Origin of the sequence: Streptomyces changchenzhani (genome assembly GCF_039766235.1) — a bacterium.
GTDB lineage: Bacteria > Actinomycetota > Actinomycetes > Streptomycetales > Streptomycetaceae > Streptomyces.
The window spans coordinates 45555-69083 of the sequence record NZ_JBDHNH010000009.1 but is presented as its reverse complement, the minus strand read 5'-3'; the positions used below and the strand labels follow the sequence as shown (position 1 = coordinate 69083).

Here is a 23529-nt window from a genome sequence, read left to right as displayed (position 1 = left end):
AACCTAGACTTCCGATATCCCCTCACCAACCACGAGGAGCTCGTCCGGCATGCATCAAGCAACGGCGCAGTTCGAGAAATGGGTGAGTGTCTCGCACCCCGCGCCGCAGAGCAATGTGCGGCTTGCGTGCCTTCCGTACGCGGGCGGCTCTGCAAGCTTCTTCTTCCCGGTGTCCAAGGCGCTGCACCCATCGGTGGAGGTGTTGGCCCTCCAGTACCCAGGTCGGCAGACCCGGCTCCACGAACCGAGGATCGACAACATCCCCGAGTTCGCGGACCAGATCTTCGCCGCGCTGCGGCACCTGGACGACAAGCCACTGGCCCTGTTCGGCCACAGCATGGGCGCTGTCCTCGCGTACGAGGTGGCGCTGCGCATGCAGGACGCCGGGCTGCCTGCGCCGGTACGGCTGTTCGCGTCAGGTCGGCGGGCGCCGTCCCGCTATCGCGACGAGCGGGTGCATACGGCGAGCGACGCTGAATTCGTGGCCGAGCTCAGGGAGCTCAGAGGAACCAGCGAGATGCTGCTCGGCGACCCGGAGGTGCTGGCGATGATCCTGCCTGCCATCCGCAGCGACTACACCGCCATTGAACGGTACCGGCACGAGCCCGGCCGACGCCTCGACTGCCCGGTGACCGTGCTCACCGGAGACAGCGACCCCCGGGTCTCCCTTGATGAGGCCGAGGCATGGGCCGAGCACACCACCGGGGCGAGTGAAGCGGAGGTCTTCCGGGGCGGCCACTTCTTCCTCGTAGACCGGGTAGCCGAGGTCATCGGCCTGGTGGCCCGGCGGCTGGGGCCGTGCTGAAAGACCTCCGCGACGTCGCGGCACCTGACACGCTTCCCCGCTGCCTCAAGTGCACGCGAGGAACCCCCAACTCACCGAACGCACCGCTCCGAGACCTCGGCAGCGCACGGCGAAAGCACGCACCGAACACCGCGCCGCTCCTTCTCGCCCGGAGGTCACAAGAGAGGCCCCCGGGCCTGCAGACCAACCCGACCCTTAATCGGGAGAGAAGCCGAGATGCCCCTCGCCGCCCCCGCGCCGACCATCGGACACCACGCCCTGCTGGTGTTCTTGCTCCAAGTCGCGTTCCTCCTACTGCTGGCCCTCGTCCTCGGCCGGCTGGCGATGCGCTTCAGTCTGCCCGCGGTCACCGGCGAACTACTTGCGGGCGTCCTCGTCGGCCCATCCTCCTGCAGCCGCTACTGCCCAACTTCTCCGGCTGGCTGCTGCCCCAACAGGCAGCGCAGATGAACCTGCTGGATGCGGTCGGCCAACTGGGCGTGCTGCTGCTGGTTGGCGTCACCGGAGCCGAGATGAACTTCGCCCTGGCCCGTCGGCGCGGCCTCACCGCAGCCAAAGTCAGCGTCGCAGGCCAGCTCCTGCCCTTGGGCCTCGGCATCGCCACCGGCTTCCTGCTGCCGAGGACGTTCGTGCCCGCTAGCGCCGATGCGTCCGTCTTCGCGCTGTTCCTTGGCGTGGCGATGTGTGTGAGCGCCCTTCCGGTGATCGCCAAGACCTTGCTCGACATGAAACTGCTGCACCGCGACATCGGGCAACTGATCCTCTCGGCCGGGGTGGTGGACGACGTGGCGGGCTGGTTTCTGCTGTCCGTCGTCTCAGCGACGGCCACCGTCGGGCTGACCGCCGGTGTCATCGCCACCTCCATCCTCTACCCGGTGGGCGTGGTGCTCTTCGCGGCGGTGATCGGCCGCCCGCTGGTACGGACCGTACTGCGGTGGGCCGACCGCTCCGAGAGCGCCATTCCCACGGTCGCCGCAGCCGTCGCCCTGGTTCTGTTCAGCTCGGCGGCCACCCAGGCGATGGGACTTGAAGCCATCTTTGGCGCCTTCGTCTGCGGCGTGGTGATCGCCACCAGCGGCGTGGTGGACCCGGCGAAGCTGGAACCTCTGCGGACCATGGTCCTCGCCGTCCTTGCACCGATCTTCTTCAGCCACCGCCGGCCTGCGCATGGACCTCACCGCTCTGGCCCGGCCGACCGTCCTGGGCGCGGCCGCCGCGGTGCTGGCTGTGGCCGTCGCCGGGAAGTTCGGCGGCGCGTTCATCGGCGCCCGGCTCAGCAGGCTCAACCGGTGGAAGGCGCTGGCCCTCGGCGCCGGCATGAACTCGCAGGGTGTCATCGAGGTGATCGTGGCCATGACAGGCCTTCGTCTCGGCGTCCTGAACACCGAGACGTACACGATCGTCGTTCTGGTTGCCATCGTGACGTCCCTGATGGCGCCGCCCATCCTGCGGTACGCGATGGCCCACGTCGAGGAGACCGCCGGGACCATGCTCGGAATGGACACCCTGACAGCCGCCCCCGATGGGGCCCCGGACACGGACCGGATGCGGTTCGGACCTTTGAACGGCGAGGTGACACATGAGCACGATGCTCCTACTGAACGGTCCCAACCTCGGCATCCTGGGCCGCCGCGAGCCCGAGATCTACGGCACCGACACCCTGGCCGACATCGAGCAGGCGGTCGCCAACGAGGTGAGCGGGCAGGGCTGGAAGGTCCTATCCCTCCAGCGGGAGTCGGAGGGCGATCTGGTGAGCGCTGTCCACGAGCACGGGCCCGACAGCGTCGGCGCCGTGGTCAACCCTGGCGCCCTGATGATCGCCGGCTGGAGCCTGCGGGACGCACTCGCGAGCTACGAGCACCCGTGGATCGAGGTACACCTTAGCAACGTGTGGGCGCGGGAGCAGTTCCGGCATGAATCGATCATCGCCCCGTTGGCCTCCGGCGTCGTGGTAGGCCTCGGCGCGTTCGGCTACCGCCTGGCGGCCCGAGCCCTACTGCACGTAACCGGCGCGGTCCGATGACCAAGCCGACGCCGGACCGGCGCGCCGCCAGCGCGGACATCGCTGTGCCGTGCCGCGTGGTCTCTTTCGCTCAAGACCTGGTCGCCCCGCCCGTATACGGCCGCGAGCTCGCCTACACGATCCCCGGCGCCACGTTCGAGGTCGTCGACGACGCGCGGCACTCCGGATACCTGGGAGCCCGCGATGAGCGCGCCGCCCCTCGACGCCCTTAGACGGCAGCAGATGGGTCCTGTACGCGGGGTGAGGGCCGAGCCCGACACAGAAAAACCGATCGTTTCACCAGCCTCACATGGCTTGACGAGGAGCCCGATGATGTCACTCTCCGATGCAATACGTGCCGGTGCCGGCCCGCAGGAACTGGCCGCCGCGGAAGTACCGGCGGAGTTCCTCGCCGCGCACCTGCGGATCGAGGACGAGAAGATCTTCGAGGGGATCGAAGGCGACCGCGACGTGCGCAAGACCCTCCACGTGGGCACGGTGCCGATGCCGGAACTCGCGCCCGACGAGGTGCTGATAGCCGTCATGGCCAGCTCCATCAACTACAACACGGTCTGGTCCGCGACCTTCGAACCGTTGTCGACCTTCGGCTTCCTCCAGGCCTACGGGCGCCAGGGCGGCTGGGCGAAGCGGCATGACCAGCCCTTCCATGTCCTCGGCTCGGACGCCGCCGGAGTGATCGTCCGCGTCGGTTCCGGCGTGCGGCGTTGGCGGGTCGGTGACCACGCGCTGGTCAACGCGGCCTGTGTCGAGGACCAGGAGGCGTCCGTCCAGGCCGACGGGATGCTCAGCGAGAACCAGCTCGCCTGGGGCTTCGAGACCAACTACGGCGGCCTCGCCCACTACACCATCGCCCGGGCCAGCCAGTTGATCCCGAAGCCGGCACACCTGACCTGGGAGGAGGCCGCCTCGGTCCCGGCCTGTGCCGGAACCGCGTACCGGATGCTGGTCAGCGACCGCGGCGCACGGATGAAGCAGGGGGACGTGGTCTTGATCTGGGGCGCATCCGGCGGACTGGGAGCCTACGCCGTTCAGTTGGTGAAGAACGGCGGCGGCATCGCTGTCGGAGTCGTCGGCTCCGAGAAGAAGGTGCGAGTGGCGCGCGCCCTCGGCTGTGACCTGGTGATCAACCGTGAGGAGTACGACTTCGGCGGTGACGCCGACGACGAGCCGGCGGTCGCGGTGGCGCAGGGAAAGCGGCTGGGCCGGCTCATCCGTGACGGCGTGGGCGAGGATCCGCACATCGTCTTCGACCACGTGGGCAAATCCACCTTCGGTATCTCGGTGTTCCTCGCGCGGCGCGGAGGCACCGTGGTGACCTGCGGTTCGAGCACCGGCTACCAGCACCGGTTCGACAACCGCTATCTGTGGATGCGGCTCAAGCGCATCATCGGCAGCCACGTGGCGAACCTCCAGGAACAGGTCGACACCGCACGACTGTTCGACCAGGGATCGCTGGTGCCCGCACTGACCTCGCTGTTCCCGCTGGAGGAGGCCGGCGAGGCGACCCGGCTGGTGCAGCTCAACCAGCACATCGGCAAGGTGGGTGTGCTCTGCCTGGCCGACCGTCCGGGCCTGGGTGTGACCGACCCCGAGCGGCGCGCCCGGATCGGCGAGGACCGACTGACCCTGATGCGCGCGTACGCGCACGACAGCGTGCGGGCGGCGTGACCATGGAAATGGAACAGGGGTACGTCACATCCGTGCTGGGGACCGGCTCCTACCTGCCCGAACGGGTGGTGACCAACGAGGAGATCGAGGCCCGGGTACCCGGTGCCTCCGCCGAGTGGATCGCCGACAGAACCGCCATCGTCGAACGGCGGTACGCGGCACCGGACGAGGCAGCGTCCGACCTCGCCGTCCACGCCGCGCGCGCCGCCTTGGACCAGGCCGGACTGGACGCGGACGGCATCGACTTCATCATCGTCGCCACGACGACCGGTGACGCCCCGATCCCCTCCACCGCGTCACTGGTGCAACTGGCGCTCGGCGCCCACCGGGCCGCCTGTTTCGACGTCAACATCGCCTGCACCGGGTTCGTCACCGCGCTGTCCATCGCCCGGGCGTACGTGGCGCTGGACCCGACGACGAAGGTCCTGGTCATCGGCGCCGATGTGTGGACCCGGTTCATCGACTTCGACAACCGGGCGACCAGTGTTCTGTTCGGGGACGGAGCCGGGGCCGCGGTCATCGGCTCCGTCCCGCATGCGCCCGGCGATCCGGAACGCGGCCTGCTCAAAGTCGAGTTGGTGAGCCGGGCCGACGCCCACGAGCTGATCAGCATGCCGGCCGGGGGCAGCCGCCGTCCCGCCTCCGTCGAGACGGTCGCGGACGGTGGCCACCTGCTGAGCATGCAAGGCCGGGGGGTGCGCGACTTCGTCCTGGACAACGTCCCCGGCCTCATCGCCGGGCTGCTCAAGCGCTCCGGCTACGAACCGGCCGACGTGCAGCACTTCGTGCCGCACCAGGCCAATGGCCGGCTGGTGGCGGAACTGGCCGAGATCAGTGGTCTGGAGCGGGCAGACACCCATCTGCCGTTGCGTCACAGCGGCAACCTCGGTTCCGCGTCGGTGCCGGTCGCACTTGACGCGGCCAACCGTTCCGGCGTGCTACGGGACGGCGATCTGGTGCTCCTGGCGGGCTTCGGCGCGGGTATGGCGGCGGGTGCCGCCCTGCTGCGCTGGACCGTGACCGAGGGCGGGACTCGATGAGGACGACGGTGGAACGACTGGGCGTGATCGGTTGCGGGACGATGGGCGCCGGCATTGCCGAGGTGAGCCTGCGCGCCGGGGTGGAGGTGACGGTCCTGGTCTCCGCCCCGCACCGGATCGAGGACGCGGTCGGACGGCTGACGGCCGCGTTCGCCCGCGCGGTGGCCAAGGGCCGGATGACGGTGCCGGAACAGGCGGCGGCCATGGCCCGGTTGCGGGTCACCGCCGATGTCGAGAACCTCGCGGACCGGCAGTTCGTCGTGGAGGCCGTGGCCGAGAGACTCGATGTGAAACGACGGGTGTTCAAGGCGGTGGACGGGGTGCTGGCCGACCCTGCGGCCGTCCTGGCCTCGACGACCTCCAGCCTGCTGGTCGGCGATCTGGCGGAGGCCACCGGTAGAGCCGGGTCCGTGGTGGGAATGCACTTCTTCAATCCCGTACCGCTGATGCCCCTGGTCGAGGTGGTGGTGACGGACCGCACCTCACAACAGTGCGCCGCGTCGGCCGAGTCCTTCGCCAGGGACACCCTCGGCAAGGAGGTGATCCGCGCCGCGGACCGAAGCGGGTTCGTGGTCAACGCCCTGCTCGTGCCGTATCTGATGGCGGCGGGTCAGGATGTACGACCAGGGCATCGCCGACGCTGACGACATCGACCGGGGAATGGTGCTGGGCTGCGGACATCCCATGGGTCCGCTCGCGCTGCTCGATCTGATCGGGATCGACACGATCACCGACGTGGCCCGCTCGATGGCGGAGAACTCCGACGACCTGGTCCCCGAGCTGCCCCCTTTGCTCACCCGGATGGTCCGGGAGGGCAGACTGGGCCGCAAGACGGGCCACGGCTTCCACCGGTACGACGAGTCCTCCGGATCCTGACCCGACGACCGACCCGATCACGGTCCGGCCGGGCACGACCTGACCGACTGCCACTAGCCTCCCTGTTTCGCTTCGGGTGGCTGAGCTGGAGTGATGGCTGTGGAGTGGGGTTTCTGATCATTGGCTGCGTCGAGGCCCGACGCGCGAGTCGGTTTCTCCTGGGTTCCTCGGGTCGTGGGTGTGCAGGGACGGTGCCGAGGTTCAGGTGGCTGGCCGTGGTAGGGCCGCTAGGCGAGCGAATGCGCTGGTCAGCGCGTTTCGCCAGGGCCAGATCGCGGCGATCCGCAGGTGCGTGCGGCGTCCGCCGCGGATGATGCGGGCAGCTGCGTGTAGCAGCCGGTAGCGGAGCTTCTTCGGCTCGGCGGCTGCGAGTTCGCCCTCCAGCAGGAGGCGAGTCCAGGCGAGCAGGTCGAGGGCGGTCAGGGATAGCTCCAGCCACGCTTGGTTGACGTGGAAGTGTCGGGAGGGGGAAGCGGCCCAAGCCGGTGGGTTTGCCGCAGCGGATGCGGTCCTCGACGCGGGCGTGCGCGCGGTGGCGGACTTCCAGGTGCTGCAGTGAGCCTTCGCCTAGTACTCCAGCCGTAGTTCGCTGTTTGACCTGTGGGTTTGGCTGGGCGGCTGGAGTGTAGCGGGCCGGGGCTACGACGGCGAGGGGGACGTCCACGAAACCGTCGATGACGCCCAATCGGAACAGGACAAGCACCGGAACCGGGAGCACGGCGGCTTGAGGCCTCGCGCCGGCGCGACTCCATCGAGAAGGCCGAACTCCGTCGGGAACCAATCACCGAGGAGCAAGCAACCGGGTCCTCCTCCGGCGGATGGATACTCCTTCTCATCATCACCGCCATCGCCTGCGCGACTTGGAGGTTACGACCAACCCGAGCTGAACCCAGGCAGCCGCGAAGCCTCTCGTGGGGAGCCGGGAGCATGTCAGTGAAGCACCGACGTGGCGAGCTCGGGTCTCGCGCTGACCACTGCCCAGGCAGCGGCTGTTGCCTGGGCGGCGACGCTGGATCCCTTGAACCGCAGAAGGAGCAGTCGCAACTCCTTTACGGCAAGCAGACCCTCTCCGGCACGGACGGCTGCCTCGGCCGCGAGCCCTGGAGAGACGTACCGCACCTCGCATGCCTCTCCAACAGCCGAGAAAACACCGAAGACTCAAGGGCGCCACGGTCTACCCGGCCAGCAGACGCCGGGGCGGGCCGTGATCAGCTCTCGATGCGGGGCCAGAGCCGGTCGTAGTGGTCGAACATAGACGTGATTACACCCGGGGCAGCGGCCACGGCCACTCCGAGATCCGCCGGATCAAGGACGCCACCGGTCAGTAACTTGCTCTTCCCCGGCGCCTGCCAGGCGGTCCAGATGAAGCGCCGTCGCACCGACCGCAAAACCGGCAAGGTCGCCATCGCCACCGTCTATGCGGTCACCAGCCGGCATGAGCTGCCCGGTGTGGAGGGTACGTACAGCGAGGTGACGATCGCGATGGAAGAGCGGATCGTTGGGTATCTCCAGGGAGTCTGCGAGAAGGAGGTGGTGGGAGCCGGGCTGTGGACACCCTCCTTTCCCATACCTCTCCCAGACGAACCGGCGAAACCCGCTCCGCCGCTGGTCAGCGGACTTCCCACCCTGGAGTACTAGTGATTGTCGTCTGGATCAACGGTGCGTTCAGTGCGGGCAAAACCAGCGCCGCACGCGAACTGATCGATCTGATCCCGAACAGCACCTTCTACGACCCGGAGCTGATCGGCGCGGGACTGCGGCAACTGCTGCCGCACAAGAGGCTCGCCGAGGTCGACGACTATCAGGATCTGCCGATCTGGCGCCGCCTCGTCGTCGACACCGCAGCCGCCCTGCTGGCCGAGGTGGGCGGCAGTCTGGTGGTGCCGATGACGCTGCTGCGCCAGGAGTACCGCGACGAGATCTTCGGCGCTCTCGCCTCCCGGCGTATCCCGGTGTGCCATGTACTGCTGTCGACAGACGAAACGATCCTGCGCCGACGTATCGCCGCCCGTGAGGAGTCGCCGGACGACCCGGAGACGAGTGGGCGCGTACGGCAGTGGGCGTTCGCGCACATCGAGCCCTACCGGGCGGCCCTGCCCTGGCTCACCGCCGACGCGTACGTCGTCGACGCCGACGAGCTCACCCCCGCCCAGACGGCGTCGCGCATAGCCGACGCGGTACGGACCGGGGCCGTCGGCAACTGCGGGATCGTACAGACCCCCGCGCCGACCGCCGAGACCCTCGCCGCCGGGGTCCTGCTCTTCGACGACGCGGACCGGGTGCTGCTCGTCGACCCCACGTACAAGCCCGGCTGGGAATTCCCCGGCGGTGTGGTGGAGTCGGGCGAGGCGCCCGCGCACGCCGGCATGCGTGAGGTCGCGGAGGAAATAGGCATCGAACTCGACCGGGTACCCGCGCTGTTGGTGGTCGACTGGGAACCGCCGAGGCCACCCGCGTACGGCGGACTGCGGCTGATTTTCGACGGCGGGCGGCTGGACAGCGCACAGGCCGAGCGGCTGCTGCTGCCGGGCGCCGAGCTGCGCGGTTGGCGCTTCGTCACCGAGAAGGAGGCGGCCGGGCTGCTGCCCCCGAACCGTTTCGAGCGGCTGCGCTGGGCGCTGCGGGCCCGCGAGCGGTCAGTCGTGCTCAACCTGGAGGCCGGAGTCCCGGTCGGCTGAGGCACGCAGGAGCGCCGCGGTGTCGTCCGTCAGCGGGTCGCCGTGACCGAAGCACGCGGTGGTGGGGGCGAGCGCCGCCAACCGGCGGAACGAGGCCAGGGCCTGCTCCCGGTCGGTGTTGAACACGCCCAGCATGACCCGGTCCACGGCGGCGACGCAGTCACCGGTGAACAGCACGCCGTACCGCGGCAGATGGACGCCGATGCTCCCGTCCGTATGGCCGGGGGAGTGCACCACCCGCGCGCCGCCGCCGAACGCCAGCACGTCACCGTCCGCCACCTCCCGGTCCACCCGGGTGGGCGGGGCCGGCGGCACGGTCAGCCCGTACGCGTACAACGGGAGCTCCCAGTCGAGCAGTACGGGCTCGGGTACCGGCTGCTCGCCGCGGATCACGGGTGCTTCGAGCCGGTGCGCCACGATCTCGGCGCCGTACCGGTCGGCCAGTTCCTGCGCGGCGCCGACGTGGTCACGATGGCAGTGGGTCAGGACGATCTGGCGCAGACCGGACGGATCGAGGCCCAGGCCGCGTATCGCCTCTTCGATCGGGGCTGCCGCGTTCCTGTCGCCCGCGTCGACGAGGGTCAGTTCGGCGCCGTCGCGCCACAGGTAGGCCTGGCCGATCGGGAAGCGGAACATGTGCAGGCGCTGCGGGACTACTTCAACGAGATCCATGCGGCGAACGTAGGCAAGGGGATCGTCCGCCGCACGGATCTTCGCTGTCGGCGACTTCGCCGTCAGCCGAGTCCGGCCGTGTGCCGGTGTGTACTGGTGTGTACCGGGCCTTTCAGGCCTTCTTGGACTCCGCGTAGTTGACCAGGAACAGCGCCTCGGTGACCGACAGCCGCTCCAGCTCCTCGGGCGAGACGCTCTCGTTCACCGCATGGATCTGCGCCTCCGGCTCGCTCAGGCCGATGAGCAGGATCTCCGCCTCGGGGTAGAGCGCGGAAAGCGTGTTGCACAGCGGGATCGAGCCGCCCATGCCCGATGCCTGCATCTCCTCGCCCGGGTACGCCACGCGCATCGCGTCCGCCATCGAGGTGTACGCCGGGCTGGTGATGTCGGCCTTGAACGGCTGGCCCTGGCCCACCTGCTCCACCGAGACCCGCGCGCCCCACGGCGTGTGCGATTCGAGGTGCGCGGTCAGCAGCTTGGTGGCCTGGGTCGCGTCCTGGCCCGGCGGCACCCGCAGGCTGATCTGCGCGCGCGCACTGGCCTGCAGCGACGGAGTGGCGCCCACCACCGGCGGGCAGTCGATGCCGACGACCGTCACCGCGGGGCGGGCCCAGATGCGGTCGGCGACGCTGCCGTCACTGATCAGCTGTACGCCGTCGAGCACCCTGGCGTCCTTGCGGAACTCCGCCTCGGGGTACTCCAGACCGTCCCAGGAGGCGTCCGCGGTCAGCCCGTCCACGGTCGTCGTGCCGTGCTCGTCGCGCAGCGAGGCCAGCAGCTGGATGAGCGCGGCGAGCGCGTCCGGGGCGGCGCCACCGAACTGGCCCGAGTGCAGGTTGCCTTCGAGGGTGTCGACGCGCACCCGCAGCATGGTCATGCCGCGCAGGGTCGCGGTCACCGTCGGCAGGCCCACCCGGAAGTTGCCGGTGTCGCCGATGACGATGGTGTCCGCCGCCAGCAGCCCGGGGTGCGCCTCGGCGTACCGCTCCAGACCTCCGGTGCCCTGCTCCTCCGAGCCCTCCGCGATCACCTTCACGGAGACCGGGATGCCGCCGTTCGCCTTGAGGGCGCGCAGCGCGAGCAGGTGCATGATGAAGCCGCCCTTGCAGTCCGCCGCGCCGCGCCCGTACCAGCGGCCATTGCGGTCGGTCAGTTCGAACGGCGGGGACAACCAGGCCGACTCGTCGAGCGGCGGCTGCACGTCGTAGTGCGCGTACAGCAGAACGGTCGGCGCGTCCGCGGGGCCGGGCAGGAAACCGTAGACCGACTGGGTGCCGTCGGGGGTGTCCAGAAGCGCGACGTCCTGGAAGCCCTCGGCGCGCAGCGCATCGGCCACCCAGTTCGCGGCGGCCTCGCACTCGCTCTTCGGGAACTGGGCCGGGTCCGCCACCGACTGGAAGGCCACCAGCTCGGTCAGCTCCGTTTTGGCGCGGGGCATCAGTGAGGCGATGGTCTCGGCGATCGGATGGACGGTCATGGGCACGCTCCTCGTGGGTGCGACGTTGAGATACGTGTACGTGTTCGTACGGCGCGGACAGGGGCGATCCTCCCACAGGGAGACCGGTCGGCCCCGAGCCGTAGGATGCGGTCAGCAGTACGGGACACCGGGCGGATCAGGAGCAGAAGCACATCGTGAGCAGCGAGAACGCAGACGCCGGACGTGAGAACGAACAACCGGTGTGGGACGTCGTAGTGGTCGGCGCCGGGCCCGCGGGGGCCTCGGCGGCCTATGCGGCCGGGGTCGCGGGACGGCGCGTACTCCTGTTGGAGAAGGCGTCGCTCCCGCGCTACAAGACATGCGGGGGCGGCATCATCGGGCCGTCGCGCGACGCCCTGCCGCCGGGCTTCGAACTGCCCTTCAGGGACCGCGTGCATGCCGTGACGTTCTCGTTGGACGGGAAGCTGACACGGACACGCCGCTCGAAGCAGATGCTCTTCGGCCTCATCAACCGGCCGGAGTTCGACGCCGGCCTGGTGGCGGAGGCACAGAAGGTCGGCGCCGTCCTGCGCACCGGCGCGACGGTGGTGCGCGTTGAGCAGCACGGCGCTGCCGTGCCGGACCGGCGCACGGTGGCCGTCGTCCTGTCGGACGGCGAGACGGTACTGGCCCGCGCGGTGGTCGGCGCCGACGGCAGCGCCAGCCGGATAGGAGCGCATGTCGGGGTGAAGCTCGACCAGGTGGACCTCGGGCTTGAGGCGGAGATCCCGGTGCCGGCGACGGTCGCCGAGGACTGGGCGGGTCGGGTGCTCATCGACTGGGGCCCGATTCCCGGGAGTTACGGCTGGGTGTTCCCCAAGGGGGAGACGCTGACGGTCGGGGTGATCTCGGAGCGCGGCGAGGGCGCCGAAACCAAGCGGTATCTGGAGGACTTCATCGCCCGGCTCGGGCTCGCCGGCTTCGAGCCCGCGCTGTCCTCCGGACATCTGACGCGGTGCCGCAGCGACGACTCGCCATTGTCGCGCGGCCGGGTGCTGGTGTGCGGGGACGCGGCGGGACTGCTGGAGCCTTGGACGCGCGAGGGGATCTCCTTCGCGCTGCGTTCCGGGCGGCTCGCGGGTGAGTGGGCGGTGCGGATCGCGGAGACGCACGATGCCGTGGACGCCCGCCGCCAGGCGCTGAACTACGCCTTCGCGATCAAGGCGGGGCTCGGCGTGGAGATGGGCGTCGGGCGGCGGATGCGCACGCTCTTCGAGAAGCGGCCGGGAATGCTGCACGCGGCGCTCACCGGATTTCGCCCCGCGTGGAAGGCGTTCGCGGGGATCGCCCGCGGTTCGACCACGATGGCGGAGATGGTGCGTTCGCACCCGATGGCACAGCGTGCGCTGAGCGCGATGGACCGCAGGGCGTCGTCCGACAAGTCATTGCCCGACAAGTCGGCGTCGGACAATTCAGCGTCGGACAAGTCGTCGTCCGGCAAGGAGTGACTGTCAGCCGGTGACAGTGATACGGAAGACGGGGTGGTCGGGGGCGATGCGGCGCAGCTCCTCGGTGGAGGAGTCCGGGCCGACGCCGCCGAAGAAGACCCCGACTTCCGCCTTCCAGCGCTTGAGGTAGGCGCGGAGGATCTCGGGCTTTTCGTCGTCGGTCACCTCGGTGGCGGTGAACACCTCGGCCTTCTTGCCCAGGTGCAGTTCGCCGCCGCCGGCGGCCCGCATGTTGTGCGTCCACTGCACGTGTCCGCGGGGGGCCACGAGGTACATGTCGCTCTCCACGGTCAGTAGATTGACCGGGGTGCGGCGCCACTCGCCGCTCTTGCGGCCGCGGACCGCCAGCACCCGGGAGCCCCAGACGCTTAGTCCGCGGCGGGTGAGCCAGGCGATGGTGCGGTTGAGGACGTTCACTGTGAACCAGCCGGGCTTCTGCACGTGCGTGGACATGGTGTACCCCTAGTTTCGTGAGCACTGCTCTCGCTTGAGAGCAGTGTGCACCAGTTCCGTGATCCAAAGCAAGAGCGCTGCTCTCGTTATTGATCGGTGTTCTCTAACATGTCAGACTGCTCCTATGAGCACCATGCGCGGAGCCAGGGAACGAGCCCGTATCGAAGTCACCGCGGCCATCAAGGAAGAGGCCCGCAGACAGCTCGCCGCCGACGGTGCGTCAAAGCTTTCGCTGCGCGCCGTCGCCCGCGAACTCGGCATGGTCTCCTCGGCGCTCTACCGCTACTTCCCGAGCCGCGACGACCTCCTGACCGCCTTGATCGTCGACGCGTACGACGCCGTGGGCTCTGCCGCCGAGACCGCACTCGCCCAGCAGCCCGCCCGCGCCGCCCACCCTGCACGCTGGGGAGCCGTCTGCCTGGCCACACGCACCTGGGCTCTCGCCCACCCCCACGAATACGCCCTGATCTACGGCTCGCCGGTCCCCGGCTACACAGCGCCTCAGGCGACCGTCGGCCCCGCCTCCCGCGTCGGCCTGGCGCTCATCTCCGTCCTGCGCGACGCCCACCGCACGGACGGTCTGGCCGTCCCGCGCCTCACGGCCGCGCTGCGCCCCGAGGCGGAGCGGCTCGCCGCCGATGTGGCTCCGGACCTCCCCCCGTCGGTCGTCGCCGCCCTGGTCGCCGCCTGGGCCCAGCTCTTCGGTCTGATCTCCTTCGAGGTGTTCGGGCAGTTCAACCGGATCGTGGAGGACCGCGACGCGTTCTTCGCCCACTCCGCAGCAGGCCTCGCCCACGCCGTGGGCCTGATCGGCGGTCGGGCACCAGGCCCCGGCAGCCGGGCCGCCGCCGGCAGCCGGGCCGCCGCCGGCAGCCGGGCCGCCGCCGGCAGCCGGGCCGCCGCCGGCAGCCGGGCCGCCGCCGGCAGCCGGGCCGCCGCCGGTAGCCCGGCCGCCCCCGGTAGTGACGCCGCGTCCTGAACCCACGGCATTTCGGCCCGCTCCGGTACTGCACAGGGAGTACGCGTGATCACCCCGCCGGGCTGACGCCCCGGCCGCCCCGCCCGTCTAGCGTGGCCGGTATGAAAGCGCAGCGTGAATGCGGCCGCGGCGGTCCTCCCCGGGAACGGGGCGGGCCGTCGTCGTGGCGTGCCTGGGCGACCCGGCCGCTGGGCGGCGGGCTGCCCTGGGCCTCCACCATCCTCCTGGCCGTGTTCGTACAGGTGGGGTCGACGTTCGCGGCGCACGGCCAGCTCGGCGAGCGCGAGCCGCTCGACCTCTTCGCGCGGCTGCTGCTGGCCGCGGGCCCGGCGACGCTCCTGGTGCGCCGGCGCTTCCCGGTGTTCGCCGTGTTCGCCACATCGGCGACCGTGATGGTCTACCTGGGCGCCGGATACCCGTACGGGCCGGTCTTCGTCACCGCCGCCGTGGGCTGCTTCAGCGCCCTGGTCGGCGGGCACAGGAATGCGGCCTGGTGGTCGCTCGGGATGCTCTGGCTCGGGCATCTGGTGGTCGCGCATGTGCTCTACCGATGGCTGCCGCCCGCCGGTGGGCAGGCGGAGCCCTGGTCCCAGGAACTGGTGGTCGCCGCCTGGGTGTTGGCTGTCGCGGCCGCCGCGGAGCTTGTGCGGGTACGCCGCGAGCAGTGGGCCCGCGACCGCATCGTGCGTGCGCAGGCCGCGAAGCGCCGCACCGACGAGGAGCGGCTGCGTATCGCCCGTGAGCTGCACGACGTACTCGCCCACAGCATCTCGGTCATCAACGTCCAGGCGGGCGTCGGCCTGGCGCTGCTCGACTCCGACCCGGAGCAGGCGCGTTCCGCCCTGACCACCATCAAGGCCGCCAGCAAGGAGGCGCTCGGCGAGGTGCGGTAGGTGCTCGACACGCTGCGGACGCCCGGCGACGCACCGCGCGCCCCGGCGCCCGGACTCGACCGCCTCGACGAGCTCGTGGAACAGGCCTCGGGCGCGGGCCTCACCGTCGAGATCGAGACCGACGGCGTACCGGCCGCCCTGCCACCTGGCGTCGACCTGGCCGCCTTCCGCATCATCCAGGAGGCCCTGACCAATGTCGTCAGACACTCAGGATCCCGCAGCGCCCGGGTCAGGCTCGGATACACCCTCGGCCGCCTGGACCTGCGGATCGACGACGAAGGGCCGGGCACCGGCGGCGACGCGGGCGGCAGCGGCAACGGACTGGTGGGAATGCGCGAGCGCGCGGCGTCCCTCGGTGGCACGATCGAGGCCGGGCCGCGCCCGGACGGCGGCTTCCGGGTGGAGGTCACCCTGCCCCTCGCAGCCGCGCCGAAGGAGAACTCGTGATCCGCGTACTGCTTGCCGACGACCAGTCGCTGGTGCGGGCGGGCTTCCGTGCCCTGTTGACCGCGCAGCCCGACATCGAGGTCGCCGGTGAGGCGGCGGACGGTGAGGAGGCGGTTCGCCTGGTGCGCGAACTGCGCCCCGACGTCGTACTGATGGACATTCGCATGCCGCTCCTCGACGGCCTCGCCGCCACCCGTGGCATCACCGACACCCCCTCGCTCGACGGTGTGAAGGTCATCATGCTGACCACCTTCGAGCTCGACGAGTACGTCTTCGAGGCGATCCGCTCCGGGGCCTCGGGTTTCCTCGTGAAGGACACCGAACCGGAGGAACTGCTGCGCGCGGTAAGGGCGGTGGTGGACGGGGACGCGCTGCTTTCGCCCGGAGTCACGCGAAGGCTGATCGCGGAGTTCGCGGCCCGCTCCAAGGAGCCGACCCGGGCCGATGCGCTGAACCAGCTCACCGAGCGGGAGCGGGAAGTGATGGCCCTGGTGGGCATCGGGCTCTCCAACGACGAGATCGCCCGCAGGCTCGTCGTCAGTCCGCTCACCGCCAAGACGCACGTCAGCCGAACCATGGTGAAGCTCGGCGCCCGCGACCGGGCCCAACTGGTGGTGCTCGCCTACGAGTCGGGGCTTGTGCGGCCGGGCTGGCTCGGCTGAGTGCCGGGTGCGCCCTTGTAGCGCCACAGCACATGCGCGACCCGCAGGATGTACACGGCTCCGGCCAGCGAGCAACCAGTTATCAGCATGAGCTTGTTCACGGCCGGTGAGGAGACCAGGAGATACACGGGTGCGGTGATCGCGGCGAAGGAGACACCCGCCAGGACGGCCGCGCTCAGCAGTGCGTAAGCAATCTCGACGGTTATCGCGTCACGCTGGGCCCGCGTCCTTGGCGCCATGATGTGAAGTTTCACAGGGTGTCCGGCCGGTGGGCAAGTGAAGCCTGCGCGGCGCACAGGTGCGCGGGTGCGGCGCGCGACGCCCGCCCAGTGCTCATGACCAGGTGATGCCCGACTTCTCGCGCCACAGTGCGGCGAGTGCCGCGTCGCCCGCCGAGGTCAGAGCACCGAGCGGCAGCCGGTTCCAGAGCGTCAGGTAGAGCCGCTCGGCGGGGCCGCTCAACTCGCAGTCCGTCACTGCCTCTTCCGTTGCTTGCCCACCCGCGTCCGCAGGCTTCCGGTGCACGGCCCGAGGCGCCTCCTGGGAGAGCCGTACGGTCCATACGTCGCCCGAATCCGTGGCCCGTACGCGCAGTACAGCGGGCTTCTCGGTACGTACTCGACTGCTGCGGCGGGCGTGGAACGCGCGGAGCAACTCGTCGATGCCGTCCACCGCGAAGCCCGTTGGCAGCGGGGAGAGTTCACCGTCGAGCGCCGACTCGGCGTCCGCGCGGTGGATCGCCGTCTCGTGGGCCTGGCGCCTTGCCCAGAAGGCGAGCGGCGAAGGGGCGGGCAGGAAGGTCCAGCACTCCAGATCCTCGGGCGCGGCGCCCAGCGCGGCGGTCAGCAGCGCGTGTCCCTCCCGGAACCAGCCGAGCAGCGCGTCCCCGTCGAGCTTCGGCTCGCCCTCGCCGGGCCGGTAAGAGGTGTGCCCCTCCAGGACGTACATCGTCGCCCACCGGTGCACCATGCCGGTGTGCCGCAGCAGATCCCGCACCTGCCAGCCGGGACAGGTGGGCACCTCGGCGCCGGGGCCCGCACGCTCCGCGGCGGCGGCCAGCAACTGGCCTTCCCTGCCCAGGCAGTTGATGTGTTCGGCGATGTCCATGCCGGAGATTGTGGCAGCGGAACGGGCGAGTCAGGCGCCCTGGGGACGAGTGGGGCTCGCGGCGCCGCGCAGCAGGCGGACGAACAGGCCGAGCGCGAGCGACTGGATCAGGACCGAGAGCACCAGGGCGACGTACAGGAATCCGGCGGACCCGGCCACGGTCTCCCCGAACATCGAGCCACCGATGAAGAAGGCGAAGATTGTCGGTGCGGCGAGGAGCAGCGGCCACACACCGGCGAGCGAGGCGTCCTCATGGGTGACGAAGAGAGTGTCGATCGCGACGAACACCGCGGTCGCGGCGACCAGGCTCAGGTAGACGAGCGAGGCGCGGTTGCGGAATGTCAGTCGCACGAGGTCGTGCAGGCGTTGCCGGGAGCTCATGGTCTTCTCCTCCTGCGGGTGATTGAGCGGATACCCTCATGGTGCTCCGGGTGCGCCGCTTTCGCCTGAGTACGTCTACTCATTCACGTCGCCATCCGGTTCATCCGCGCTCAGCCGGGTCGGGCGGACGACGCGTTGCGGGCGGAGTACCCCAGCAGGGCGGCAGCGTTGATGGCGGGGATGCGGACCACCCAGCCGGCGAAGAGGAAGCCGTCGAGGGCGAAGAACACGGTCAGCGCGGTACGGAGACGGGACAGGGAGGCTGCGGCACTGGTCGCGCCCTCGTTCCCCGAGGACGCCGTCCGTAGTTTGTTTAGTAGCGGCACAAATGCAGCATAGGGGCCGGGCCCCGATCCGGACAAAACGCGTGGTGAGAGCGGCGAAAACCGGCCGGGGCAAGGGGAGCCGGGCCCGGACGATCTTCCGGAACATGGGAGACTCGCCCCCATGAACGGCAAGGCGAGCACGATCAGGACACGGCTGGAGAGAGGCCGGAGCGCGCTCGGGCCTGCCCTGGAACTGGTGCACACGGGCCGGGCGCCCACCCGTGCCGTTCTCACCGCCGAACTCGGCGTCACCCGGGCCACCGCGGGCGCGGTCGCCGCCGAGCTGGAGGCGCTCGGGCTGATCCAGGTCGACTCCAGGCCGGGGGCCGCGGCCGGTTCACAGGGCCGCCCCTCGCACCGGCTGGCCGTCAACGACTCGGGCCCCGTCGTCCTCGCCGCCCAGATCCACGCCGACGGCTTCCGGGCCGCGCTCGTCGGCCTCGGCGGCCGGATCGTGGCGACCGCACCCGGCTGCGAGGCGGTGTCGGCCGACCCGGCGCAGGTACTCGGATCGGTGGTCGAAGCGGGCGCCGGGCTCCTGCGCGACAGCGGGCTGCGCTGCGTCGGCGCGGGCCTCGCCGTGCCGTCCGCGGTGGCCGAACCGGAGGGCACCGCCCTCAACCCGCTGCACCTCGCGTGGCCCGCGGGCGCCCCGGTCTGCGACATCTTCGCCGAGCAGGTACGCGCGGCGGGCATCGAAGGCCCCGCCTTCACCGGTAACGACGTCAACCTCGCCGCCCTCGCCGAGCATCGCCACGGCGCGGGCCGCGGCGCCCAGCACCTGCTCTGCGTCGCCACCGGACACCGTGGCGTCGGCGGGGCGCTGGTGCTCGACGGCCGCCTGCACACCGGCAGTTCGGGCCTCGCCCTGGAGGTCGGCCACCTCACGGTCAACCCCGAGGGCCGCCCCTGCTACTGCGGCAGTCGCGGCTGCCTCGACGTCGAGGCCGACCCGCTCGCCTTCCTTACCGCCGCGGGCCGTGCCCCGGGTCCCGAGGGCTCGCTGCTTCAGCAGTCCCGCGATCTGCTGCGCGACGAGTACGACGACCCGACGGTACGGGCGGCGGGTGAGGAGATCGTCGACCGTCTCGGCCAGGGGCTGGCCGGCCTCGTCAACATCCTCAACCCGGACCGCATCATCCTCGGCGGCCTGCACCGCGAGCTGCTCGAAGCCGACCCCGAGCGGCTGCGCGCCGTCGTTGCCGACCGCAGCCTGTGGGGGCGCAGTGGCGGCGTACCCATCCTGCCGTGCACCCTCGACCACAACAGCCTGGTCGGGGCGGCGGAGTTGGCCTGGCAGCCGGTGCTCGACGACCCGCTGGCCGCGCTTGCGGGCGCCGGATAGGTCACGTACGTTTCCCTGCCGCACCGGGCGCGCCCGAAACCGAAGGGGACCATGACATGGCCGAGCTCTACCCGCCCATCGAGCCGTACGACGAGGGCATGCTCGATGTCGGTGACGGCAACCTGGTCCACTGGGAGGTCAGCGGCAACCCGGAGGGCAAGCCCGCGGCTTTTGTCCACGGCGGCCCCGGCTCCGGCTGCAAGCCCCGACTGCGCCAGTACTTCGACCCCGAGCGCTACCGGATCGTCCTCTTCGACCAGCGGGGCTGCGGCCGCAGCACACCCCATGCCAGTGACCCCACCACCGACATGAGCCACAACACCACCCACCATCTGATCCGTGACATGGAGCAGTTGAGGGAGCACCTGGGCATCGACCGCTGGCTGCTCTTCGGCGGCTCGTGGGGCTCCACGCTGATCCTCACCTACGCCCAGCGGCACCCGCGGCGGGTGTCGGAGATCGTCATCTGCGGGGTCACGATGAGCCGGCGCTCGGAGATCGACTGGCTCTACCGGGGCGTCGCGAGGTTCTTCCCCGAGGCATGGGACCGGTTCAGGGCGGGCGTTCCGGAGGCCGACCGGGACGGTGACCTCCTCGCGGCCTACGCGCGACTGGTGTCGGACCCTGATCCGCACGTGCGGGCGAAGGCCACCGCCGACTGGTGCGCATGGGAGGACGCGGTGCTCTCCCTCGAACCGCACGGCAGCGCCAACCCTTACGGCGACCGCCCGTCGGCGGACCGCATCTCCCTGGTCCGTATCGCTTCCCACTACTTCTCCCACGGCGCCTGGCTGGACGAGGGCGAGATTCTGCGCGACGCGGACCGGTTGGCCAAGATCCCGGGTGTCCTGCTGCACGGCCGCCACGACCTGAGCAGCCCGCACGGCAGCGCCTGGGAACTCGCCCGCGCCTGGCCCGCCGCGGAGCTCGTGGTGGTCGACGACGCGGGCCACAAGGGCAGCCCGTCCATGCGGGACCTGGAGCTCGGGGTGCTCGACCGGTTCGCCCGGCAGTGAGTACGTTCGTACCCTGACGATGAGTCAGATACGGTCGGCAGCACCGGGTCCGCTGGGAATCGGTGCTGGTCGCGGCTTTCGTTACGGCGGGCGGGGTGGCCCTGGGTGGCCACCCCGGCTGGGTGCTCGTCCAGGCGTCCGAGGGTGCGGGCGACACCGCGTTCGCGTTCGCGGTGCCCCCGGTGCAGCTCACCGTGGCCGCACTGGTCGGGCTCACCACCGGCGCGTCGGCGCGCCGCCGGCCGGCCCGCAGGGCTGCGCGCCTGGACGTACTGCGCGCCATCGCCAACGAGTGACGGTGCGGCGGGGCAAGGTATCTGCGCCCGGTCAGCCCACTACGGCCGACCGGGTGACGGTGCGCCCGTGCAAGGAGGTCGCCCCGTACACCGGGTTCGTGGGCGGTGTCGCGACGAGTTGCGGCGTGGGCAGCGTGAACCACACGATCTTGCCCGCGTCGCCCTGCGGACGTACGCCCCAGCTTTCGCTGACCGCCTCTATCAGCGCGAGACCGCGACCGCAGGTGTCGAACTCCTCGGCGGCGCCGACCGTGGGAAGACGCGGGTCGTGGTCGTGGACCGACACCGTGAGGTGTTCGAGCAACTGCTCGATCTCCACGACACACATCTTGTCCGGCTCCGCGTGCCGGTGGACGTTGGTCAGCAGCTCCGTGACGCCGAGCGCCGCCGGGTCGATCAGAGAATCCAGATGCCAGTAGCGCAATTGCGCCGAGATGATTCTGCGGACCTGGCCGATCCGCGACGGCAGAGCTTGAAGTTCCACCGTGCAGTGCTTGCTTGACTGACTGATCACGGCTGCGACTCCCCGAATGAGGTCCGGAAGAAGACGAAGAACGGATCCAGCAGTGGTTGCCTGCTGATTGGTCCGGCGGCGGAAATCCGAGCGTTACCGCCGGTGCACCCTGAGTGACGTCCAACCAGAGTCACTCAGAGGCTGACTGTCCGCAACTCGCGTCCCGTCAATCCCGCGCCCCCTGAGTGTTCCGGGAGGTCCGTGCGCTGCGGACCGCCTCCAGAAACCGGTAGGCCAGTTCCGCCCCGTCGGGCTTGCGTCCGCCATGGCCCATGGTGAGCCGGTAGCGGGTGCCGTTGACCGTCGCCACCGTGCTGTCGTCCCCGGCGAACCAGGCCTTGCCCGCCTGTACGGAGCCCAGCGGCGCACTGTCGATCTCTCGCCCATTACTCGTGAGCAGGACCAGCCTGCCGTCCTTGACCAGCACCTGGCCGGCCTTGGTGAGTGAGCGGGGCCAACGCTCTATCCGTACGCCCGTAGCGCTGAATTCGGGCTCCGCCATTCCACTTCGCCCCCTTCGCGCATGCATGTTCCTGTTGGGCAGTCTGCCCAAGCCTGGGCGTGCGCACCAGGGGCCCTGGGTGGTCAAATACAAAAGGACGGGCCCGTGCCCCGCTCCCGTCCCTTACGTCCCACAAGTGATTGCTATGGAAGCCCAAAGTAAACGTTTGTGCAGGTGAGAGACCTAAAGTGGCAGGCGGGAGACAGGAGTCCCGCTGGTGGAAGCACCTGCCGCAGGGACGCCACGACGAGGAGTGCCCCGCATGAGCAGCAGCACTGACCAGGCCCGCAGCGGCGTCGCCACGGCGACCATCGATGTCGACCGGAGCGATCCGGCGTACCGGGCCTGGCTCAAAGAAGCGGTCCGCAAGGTCCACGCCGACGCCAATCGCTCCGCGGACACCCATCTGCTGCTCTTCCCGCTGCCCGAGGAGTGGGGGATCGACCTGTACCTCAAGGACGAGTCCACCCACCCGACCGGCAGCCTCAAGCACCGGCTGGCCCGCTCGCTCTTCCTCTACGGCCTGTGCAACGGCTGGATCAGGCCGGGCAAGCCGGTCATCGAGGCGTCCAGCGGCTCGACCGCGGTCTCCGAGGCGTACTTCGCGAAGCTGATCGGAGTGCCGTTCATCGCGGTGATGCCCCGCACGACCAGCCCGGAGAAGTGCCGCCTGATCGAATCCCACGGCGGGCAGTGCCACTTCGTGGACGACCCGCGGAAGATGTACGAGCAGTCGGCCGCTCTCGCCGCCGAGTCCGGCGGGCACTACATGGACCAGTTCACCTACGCGGAGCGGGCCACCGACTGGCGCGGCAACAACAACATCGCCGAATCCATCTACCAGCAGCTGAAGTTGGAGCGCTACCCGGAACCGGCCTGGATCGTCGCGACCGCCGGGACCGGTGGCACCTCGGCGACCATCGCGCGCTATGTCCACTACATGCAGCACGACACCCGCATCTGTGTCCCCGACCCGGAGAACTCCTGTTTCTTCGACGGCTGGACCCGTCACGACACGCTCGCAACCAGCGACTGCAGTTCGCGCATCGAAGGCATCGGCAGGCCCCGGATGGAGCCGAGCTTCGTGCCCGGCGCCATCGACCGGATGATGAAGGTCCCGGACGCGGCCAGCGTCGCGGCCGTGCGCGCGCTGGAGCTGGCCATCGGCCGCAAGGCGGGCGGCTCCACCGGCACCGGTCTGTGGAGCGCGCTGAAGATCATCGCGGAGATGGTCGCCGAGGGACGTACGGGCAGCGTGGTCACCCTGATCTGCGACCCGGGCGACCGCTACCTCGACAAGTACTACTCGGACACCTGGCTGGCGGAGCAGGGCCTGGACATCGCGCCGTACACCGAGGTCATCAACTCGCTGCTGGCCACCGGCGTCTGGCCGGAGCTGCCCCAGGGCGCGGCCGGCACGCCCTAAGGGGTGTCCGACTGCTGCTCGGCGGGCCTGGCGAGGCGCCGGTCCAGGCTGCGCGTCGCGTCGCGGAAGGCGCGGCCCAGGCCCGGCCGGGCCAGCCGCAGCATCACCCGCAGTGGCGCCGGGCCCGCCATCGCGAAGGTCCACTGGACGCGCGTGCCCGCGCCGGACGGGGTGAGGCGCCACTCCTCCAACAGGGCCCGCAGCGCCGGGGCGTTGGTCTCGTCGACGCGGTACGCGTACCGCTCGCCCGGCTCCGCCGCCATGACCGTCTCGCGGAAGCGCGTGCCGCCCTTGAGCCCGACCTCGCGGCCCGCACCGCCGTCCGTGGGCCGGGCGTAGGTCAGCGCGCCGAACCAGCTGGGCCAGGCCGCGACATCCTCGGCGAGCGCCCGGTAGACCGCCTCGGGCGGGGCGGACACCTGGGCGCTGAAAACCAGGCGTACGGGCGCGGAGTCGACGAAATCGAGCTCCACAGGGCGGAGTCGGCGTGTCATG

The 23529-nt window shown here is 70.2% G+C and carries 24 protein-coding genes and 7 pseudogenes; 20 read left to right on the top strand and 11 right to left on the bottom strand.

Annotated elements, in window-relative coordinates:
• The first annotated feature begins 49 nt into the window (after positions 1-49).
• From ABCR94_RS26625 to ABCR94_RS26580, 10 genes and pseudogenes are all read left to right on the top strand, one after another.
• Positions 50-805, top strand: coding sequence for a thioesterase II family protein (locus ABCR94_RS26625; RefSeq protein ID WP_347122572.1), 756 nt, complete (start codon positions 50-52; stop codon positions 803-805).
• Between the two features lie 216 nt (positions 806-1021).
• Positions 1022-1255, top strand: coding sequence for a hypothetical protein (locus tag ABCR94_RS26620; protein WP_347122571.1), 234 nt, complete (start codon positions 1022-1024; stop codon positions 1253-1255).
• Positions 1252-1896: pseudogene (locus tag ABCR94_RS26615) on the top strand (cation:proton antiporter); the annotation flags it as partial. The gene ABCR94_RS26620 and the pseudogene ABCR94_RS26615, both read left to right, overlap by 4 nt.
• Before the next feature lie 76 nt (positions 1897-1972).
• Positions 1973-2194: pseudogene (locus ABCR94_RS26610) on the top strand (cation:proton antiporter domain-containing protein); the annotation flags it as partial.
• Between the two features lie 190 nt (positions 2195-2384).
• Positions 2385-2828, top strand: a complete 444-nt coding sequence (locus tag ABCR94_RS26605) for a type II 3-dehydroquinate dehydratase (protein WP_347122570.1) — start codon at positions 2385-2387, stop codon at positions 2826-2828.
• A complete protein-coding gene (locus tag ABCR94_RS26600; RefSeq protein WP_347122569.1) occupies positions 2825-3040 on the top strand; it encodes an alpha/beta fold hydrolase in 216 nt (71 codons plus the stop codon). The genes ABCR94_RS26605 and ABCR94_RS26600 overlap by 4 nt, the downstream gene beginning before the upstream one ends.
• Positions 3041-3137: 97 nt before the next feature.
• Positions 3138-4496, top strand: coding sequence for a crotonyl-CoA carboxylase/reductase (ccrA, locus tag ABCR94_RS26595; protein ID WP_347122568.1), 1359 nt, complete (start codon positions 3138-3140; stop codon positions 4494-4496).
• Positions 4497-4498: 2 nt separating this feature from the next.
• A complete protein-coding gene (locus ABCR94_RS26590) occupies positions 4499-5536 on the top strand; it encodes a 3-oxoacyl-ACP synthase III family protein (RefSeq protein ID WP_347122567.1) in 1038 nt (345 codons plus the stop codon).
• The gene (locus ABCR94_RS26585; RefSeq protein WP_347122566.1) at positions 5533-6180 is read left to right on the top strand and encodes a 3-hydroxyacyl-CoA dehydrogenase NAD-binding domain-containing protein; all 648 of its coding nucleotides are present in this window, start codon (positions 5533-5535) and stop codon (positions 6178-6180) included. Before ABCR94_RS26590 ends, ABCR94_RS26585 begins: the two co-directional genes overlap by 4 nt.
• A complete protein-coding gene (locus ABCR94_RS26580; protein ID WP_347122565.1) occupies positions 6152-6412 on the top strand; it encodes a 3-hydroxyacyl-CoA dehydrogenase family protein in 261 nt (86 codons plus the stop codon). Before ABCR94_RS26585 ends, ABCR94_RS26580 begins: the two co-directional genes overlap by 29 nt.
• A gap of 201 nt (positions 6413-6613) precedes the next feature.
• Here the strand turns inward: ABCR94_RS26580 and ABCR94_RS26575 are convergent.
• Positions 6614-6980 (bottom strand): annotated as a pseudogene (locus ABCR94_RS26575) (transposase); the annotation flags it as partial.
• Positions 6981-7774: 794 nt separating this feature from the next.
• Between ABCR94_RS26575 and ABCR94_RS26570 the strand changes: the two are divergent.
• Both ABCR94_RS26570 and ABCR94_RS26565 read left to right on the top strand, forming a co-directional pair.
• Positions 7775-8050 (top strand): hypothetical protein, encoded by a 276-nt coding sequence (locus tag ABCR94_RS26570; protein WP_347122564.1) that lies wholly within the window; start codon positions 7775-7777, stop codon positions 8048-8050.
• A 2-nt stretch (positions 8051-8052) separates the two neighbouring features.
• On the top strand, positions 8053-9090 hold the full coding sequence (locus ABCR94_RS26565) for an NUDIX hydrolase (protein WP_347123084.1): 1038 nt from the start codon (positions 8053-8055) through the stop codon (positions 9088-9090).
• On the opposite strand, the gene ABCR94_RS26560 is transcribed toward ABCR94_RS26565, so the two are convergent.
• Entirely contained in the window at positions 9049-9762 is a 714-nt protein-coding gene (locus ABCR94_RS26560; RefSeq protein ID WP_347122563.1) for an MBL fold metallo-hydrolase, read from the bottom strand. The two genes, ABCR94_RS26565 and ABCR94_RS26560, sit on opposite strands and share 42 nt — an antisense overlap.
• Before the next feature lie 112 nt (positions 9763-9874).
• Positions 9875-11239: a dipeptidase gene (locus ABCR94_RS26555; protein ID WP_347122562.1), complete on the bottom strand. Its 1365-nt coding sequence runs from the start codon at positions 11237-11239 to the stop codon at positions 9875-9877.
• A 155-nt stretch (positions 11240-11394) separates the two neighbouring features.
• Here ABCR94_RS26555 and ABCR94_RS26550 point away from each other — a divergent pair, with 155 nt between their 5' ends.
• A complete protein-coding gene (locus ABCR94_RS26550; protein WP_347122561.1) occupies positions 11395-12687 on the top strand; it encodes a geranylgeranyl reductase family protein in 1293 nt (430 codons plus the stop codon).
• A gap of 3 nt (positions 12688-12690) precedes the next feature.
• Here ABCR94_RS26550 and ABCR94_RS26545 read toward each other — a convergent pair whose 3' ends face one another.
• A complete protein-coding gene (locus tag ABCR94_RS26545) occupies positions 12691-13140 on the bottom strand; it encodes a nitroreductase family deazaflavin-dependent oxidoreductase (RefSeq protein ID WP_347122560.1) in 450 nt (149 codons plus the stop codon).
• A gap of 124 nt (positions 13141-13264) precedes the next feature.
• On the opposite strand from ABCR94_RS26545, the pseudogene ABCR94_RS26540 reads away from it, so the two are divergent.
• From ABCR94_RS26540 to ABCR94_RS26530, 3 genes and pseudogenes are all read left to right on the top strand, one after another.
• Positions 13265-13960 (top strand): annotated as a pseudogene (locus tag ABCR94_RS26540) (TetR/AcrR family transcriptional regulator); the annotation flags it as partial.
• Positions 13961-14220: 260 nt separating this feature from the next.
• Positions 14221-15459, top strand: a pseudogene (locus ABCR94_RS26535) (sensor histidine kinase).
• Complete coding sequence (locus tag ABCR94_RS26530; RefSeq protein ID WP_347122559.1) at positions 15456-16121, top strand: response regulator; 666 nt, start codon at positions 15456-15458, stop codon at positions 16119-16121. The pseudogene ABCR94_RS26535 and the gene ABCR94_RS26530 overlap by 4 nt, the downstream one beginning before the upstream one ends.
• Here the strand turns inward: ABCR94_RS26530 and ABCR94_RS26525 are convergent.
• The 4 genes and pseudogenes from ABCR94_RS26525 to ABCR94_RS26510 all read right to left on the bottom strand — a co-directional run.
• Entirely contained in the window at positions 16082-16360 is a 279-nt protein-coding gene (locus tag ABCR94_RS26525) for a DUF6332 family protein (RefSeq protein ID WP_347122558.1), read from the bottom strand. The genes ABCR94_RS26530 and ABCR94_RS26525 overlap by 40 nt on opposite strands.
• Before the next feature lie 94 nt (positions 16361-16454).
• Positions 16455-17228 (bottom strand): maleylpyruvate isomerase family mycothiol-dependent enzyme, encoded by a 774-nt coding sequence (locus ABCR94_RS26520; protein ID WP_347122557.1) that lies wholly within the window; start codon positions 17226-17228, stop codon positions 16455-16457.
• 30 nt (positions 17229-17258) lie between these two features.
• Positions 17259-17609, bottom strand: coding sequence for an SCO4225 family membrane protein (locus tag ABCR94_RS26515; RefSeq protein ID WP_347122556.1), 351 nt, complete (start codon positions 17607-17609; stop codon positions 17259-17261).
• A gap of 140 nt (positions 17610-17749) precedes the next feature.
• Positions 17750-17935 (bottom strand): annotated as a pseudogene (locus ABCR94_RS26510) (MFS transporter); the annotation flags it as partial.
• A 121-nt stretch (positions 17936-18056) separates the two neighbouring features.
• Between ABCR94_RS26510 and ABCR94_RS26505 the strand changes: the two are divergent.
• The 3 genes and pseudogenes from ABCR94_RS26505 to ABCR94_RS26495 form a co-directional block, all read left to right on the top strand.
• A complete protein-coding gene (locus tag ABCR94_RS26505) occupies positions 18057-19280 on the top strand; it encodes an ROK family protein (protein ID WP_347122555.1) in 1224 nt (407 codons plus the stop codon).
• Positions 19281-19336: 56 nt separating this feature from the next.
• Entirely contained in the window at positions 19337-20296 is a 960-nt protein-coding gene (gene pip, locus ABCR94_RS26500) for a prolyl aminopeptidase (RefSeq protein ID WP_347122554.1), read from the top strand.
• A 47-nt stretch (positions 20297-20343) separates the two neighbouring features.
• Positions 20344-20592 (top strand): annotated as a pseudogene (locus ABCR94_RS26495) (hypothetical protein); the annotation flags it as partial.
• Positions 20593-20623: 31 nt separating this feature from the next.
• Here ABCR94_RS26495 and ABCR94_RS26490 read toward each other — a convergent pair.
• Together ABCR94_RS26490 and ABCR94_RS26485 are read right to left on the bottom strand one after the other, a co-directional pair.
• Positions 20624-21106: an ATP-binding protein gene (locus ABCR94_RS26490; protein ID WP_347122553.1), complete on the bottom strand. Its 483-nt coding sequence runs from the start codon at positions 21104-21106 to the stop codon at positions 20624-20626.
• Positions 21107-21272: 166 nt separating this feature from the next.
• Positions 21273-21608, bottom strand: a complete 336-nt coding sequence (locus ABCR94_RS26485) for a hypothetical protein (protein WP_347122552.1) — start codon at positions 21606-21608, stop codon at positions 21273-21275.
• 262 nt (positions 21609-21870) lie between these two features.
• Between ABCR94_RS26485 and ABCR94_RS26480 the strand changes: the two genes are divergently transcribed.
• Positions 21871-23034 carry a PLP-dependent cysteine synthase family protein gene (locus ABCR94_RS26480; RefSeq protein ID WP_347122551.1) on the top strand — a complete coding sequence of 388 codons (1164 nt, stop codon included), beginning with the start codon at positions 21871-21873 and terminating at the stop codon, positions 23032-23034.
• Here the strand turns inward: ABCR94_RS26480 and ABCR94_RS26475 are convergent.
• A complete protein-coding gene (locus ABCR94_RS26475; RefSeq protein WP_347122550.1) occupies positions 23031-23528 on the bottom strand; it encodes an SRPBCC family protein in 498 nt (165 codons plus the stop codon). The two genes, ABCR94_RS26480 and ABCR94_RS26475, sit on opposite strands and share 4 nt — an antisense overlap.
• Position 23529 lies beyond the last annotated feature (1 nt).

Coding starts and splice junctions, on each gene's coding strand:
- ABCR94_RS26580 (WP_347122565.1), top strand. CDS start 6,152: ATGTACGACCAGGGCATCGCCGACGCTGACGACATCGACCGGGGAATG.
- ABCR94_RS26605 (WP_347122570.1), top strand. CDS start 2,385: ATGAGCACGATGCTCCTACTGAACGGTCCCAACCTCGGCATCCTGGGC.
- ABCR94_RS26520 (WP_347122557.1), bottom strand. CDS start 17,228: ATGGACATCGCCGAACACATCAACTGCCTGGGCAGGGAAGGCCAGTTG.
- ABCR94_RS26505 (WP_347122555.1), top strand. CDS start 18,057: ATGAACGGCAAGGCGAGCACGATCAGGACACGGCTGGAGAGAGGCCGG.
- ABCR94_RS26570 (WP_347122564.1), top strand. CDS start 7,775: ATGAAGCGCCGTCGCACCGACCGCAAAACCGGCAAGGTCGCCATCGCC.
- ABCR94_RS26590 (WP_347122567.1), top strand. CDS start 4,499: ATGGAAATGGAACAGGGGTACGTCACATCCGTGCTGGGGACCGGCTCC.
- ABCR94_RS26480 (WP_347122551.1), top strand. CDS start 21,871: ATGAGCAGCAGCACTGACCAGGCCCGCAGCGGCGTCGCCACGGCGACC.
- ABCR94_RS26515 (WP_347122556.1), bottom strand. CDS start 17,609: ATGAGCTCCCGGCAACGCCTGCACGACCTCGTGCGACTGACATTCCGC.
- ABCR94_RS26600 (WP_347122569.1), top strand. CDS start 2,825: ATGACCAAGCCGACGCCGGACCGGCGCGCCGCCAGCGCGGACATCGCT.
- ABCR94_RS26475 (WP_347122550.1), bottom strand. CDS start 23,528: ATGACACGCCGACTCCGCCCTGTGGAGCTCGATTTCGTCGACTCCGCG.
- ABCR94_RS26525 (WP_347122558.1), bottom strand. CDS start 16,360: ATGGCGCCAAGGACGCGGGCCCAGCGTGACGCGATAACCGTCGAGATT.
- ABCR94_RS26545 (WP_347122560.1), bottom strand. CDS start 13,140: ATGTCCACGCACGTGCAGAAGCCCGGCTGGTTCACAGTGAACGTCCTC.
- ABCR94_RS26555 (WP_347122562.1), bottom strand. CDS start 11,239: ATGACCGTCCATCCGATCGCCGAGACCATCGCCTCACTGATGCCCCGC.
- ABCR94_RS26585 (WP_347122566.1), top strand. CDS start 5,533: ATGAGGACGACGGTGGAACGACTGGGCGTGATCGGTTGCGGGACGATG.
- ABCR94_RS26620 (WP_347122571.1), top strand. CDS start 1,022: ATGCCCCTCGCCGCCCCCGCGCCGACCATCGGACACCACGCCCTGCTG.
- ABCR94_RS26625 (WP_347122572.1), top strand. CDS start 50: ATGCATCAAGCAACGGCGCAGTTCGAGAAATGGGTGAGTGTCTCGCAC.
- ccrA (WP_347122568.1), top strand. CDS start 3,138: ATGATGTCACTCTCCGATGCAATACGTGCCGGTGCCGGCCCGCAGGAA.
- ABCR94_RS26485 (WP_347122552.1), bottom strand. CDS start 21,608: ATGGCGGAGCCCGAATTCAGCGCTACGGGCGTACGGATAGAGCGTTGG.
- pip (WP_347122554.1), top strand. CDS start 19,337: ATGGCCGAGCTCTACCCGCCCATCGAGCCGTACGACGAGGGCATGCTC.
- ABCR94_RS26560 (WP_347122563.1), bottom strand. CDS start 9,762: ATGGATCTCGTTGAAGTAGTCCCGCAGCGCCTGCACATGTTCCGCTTC.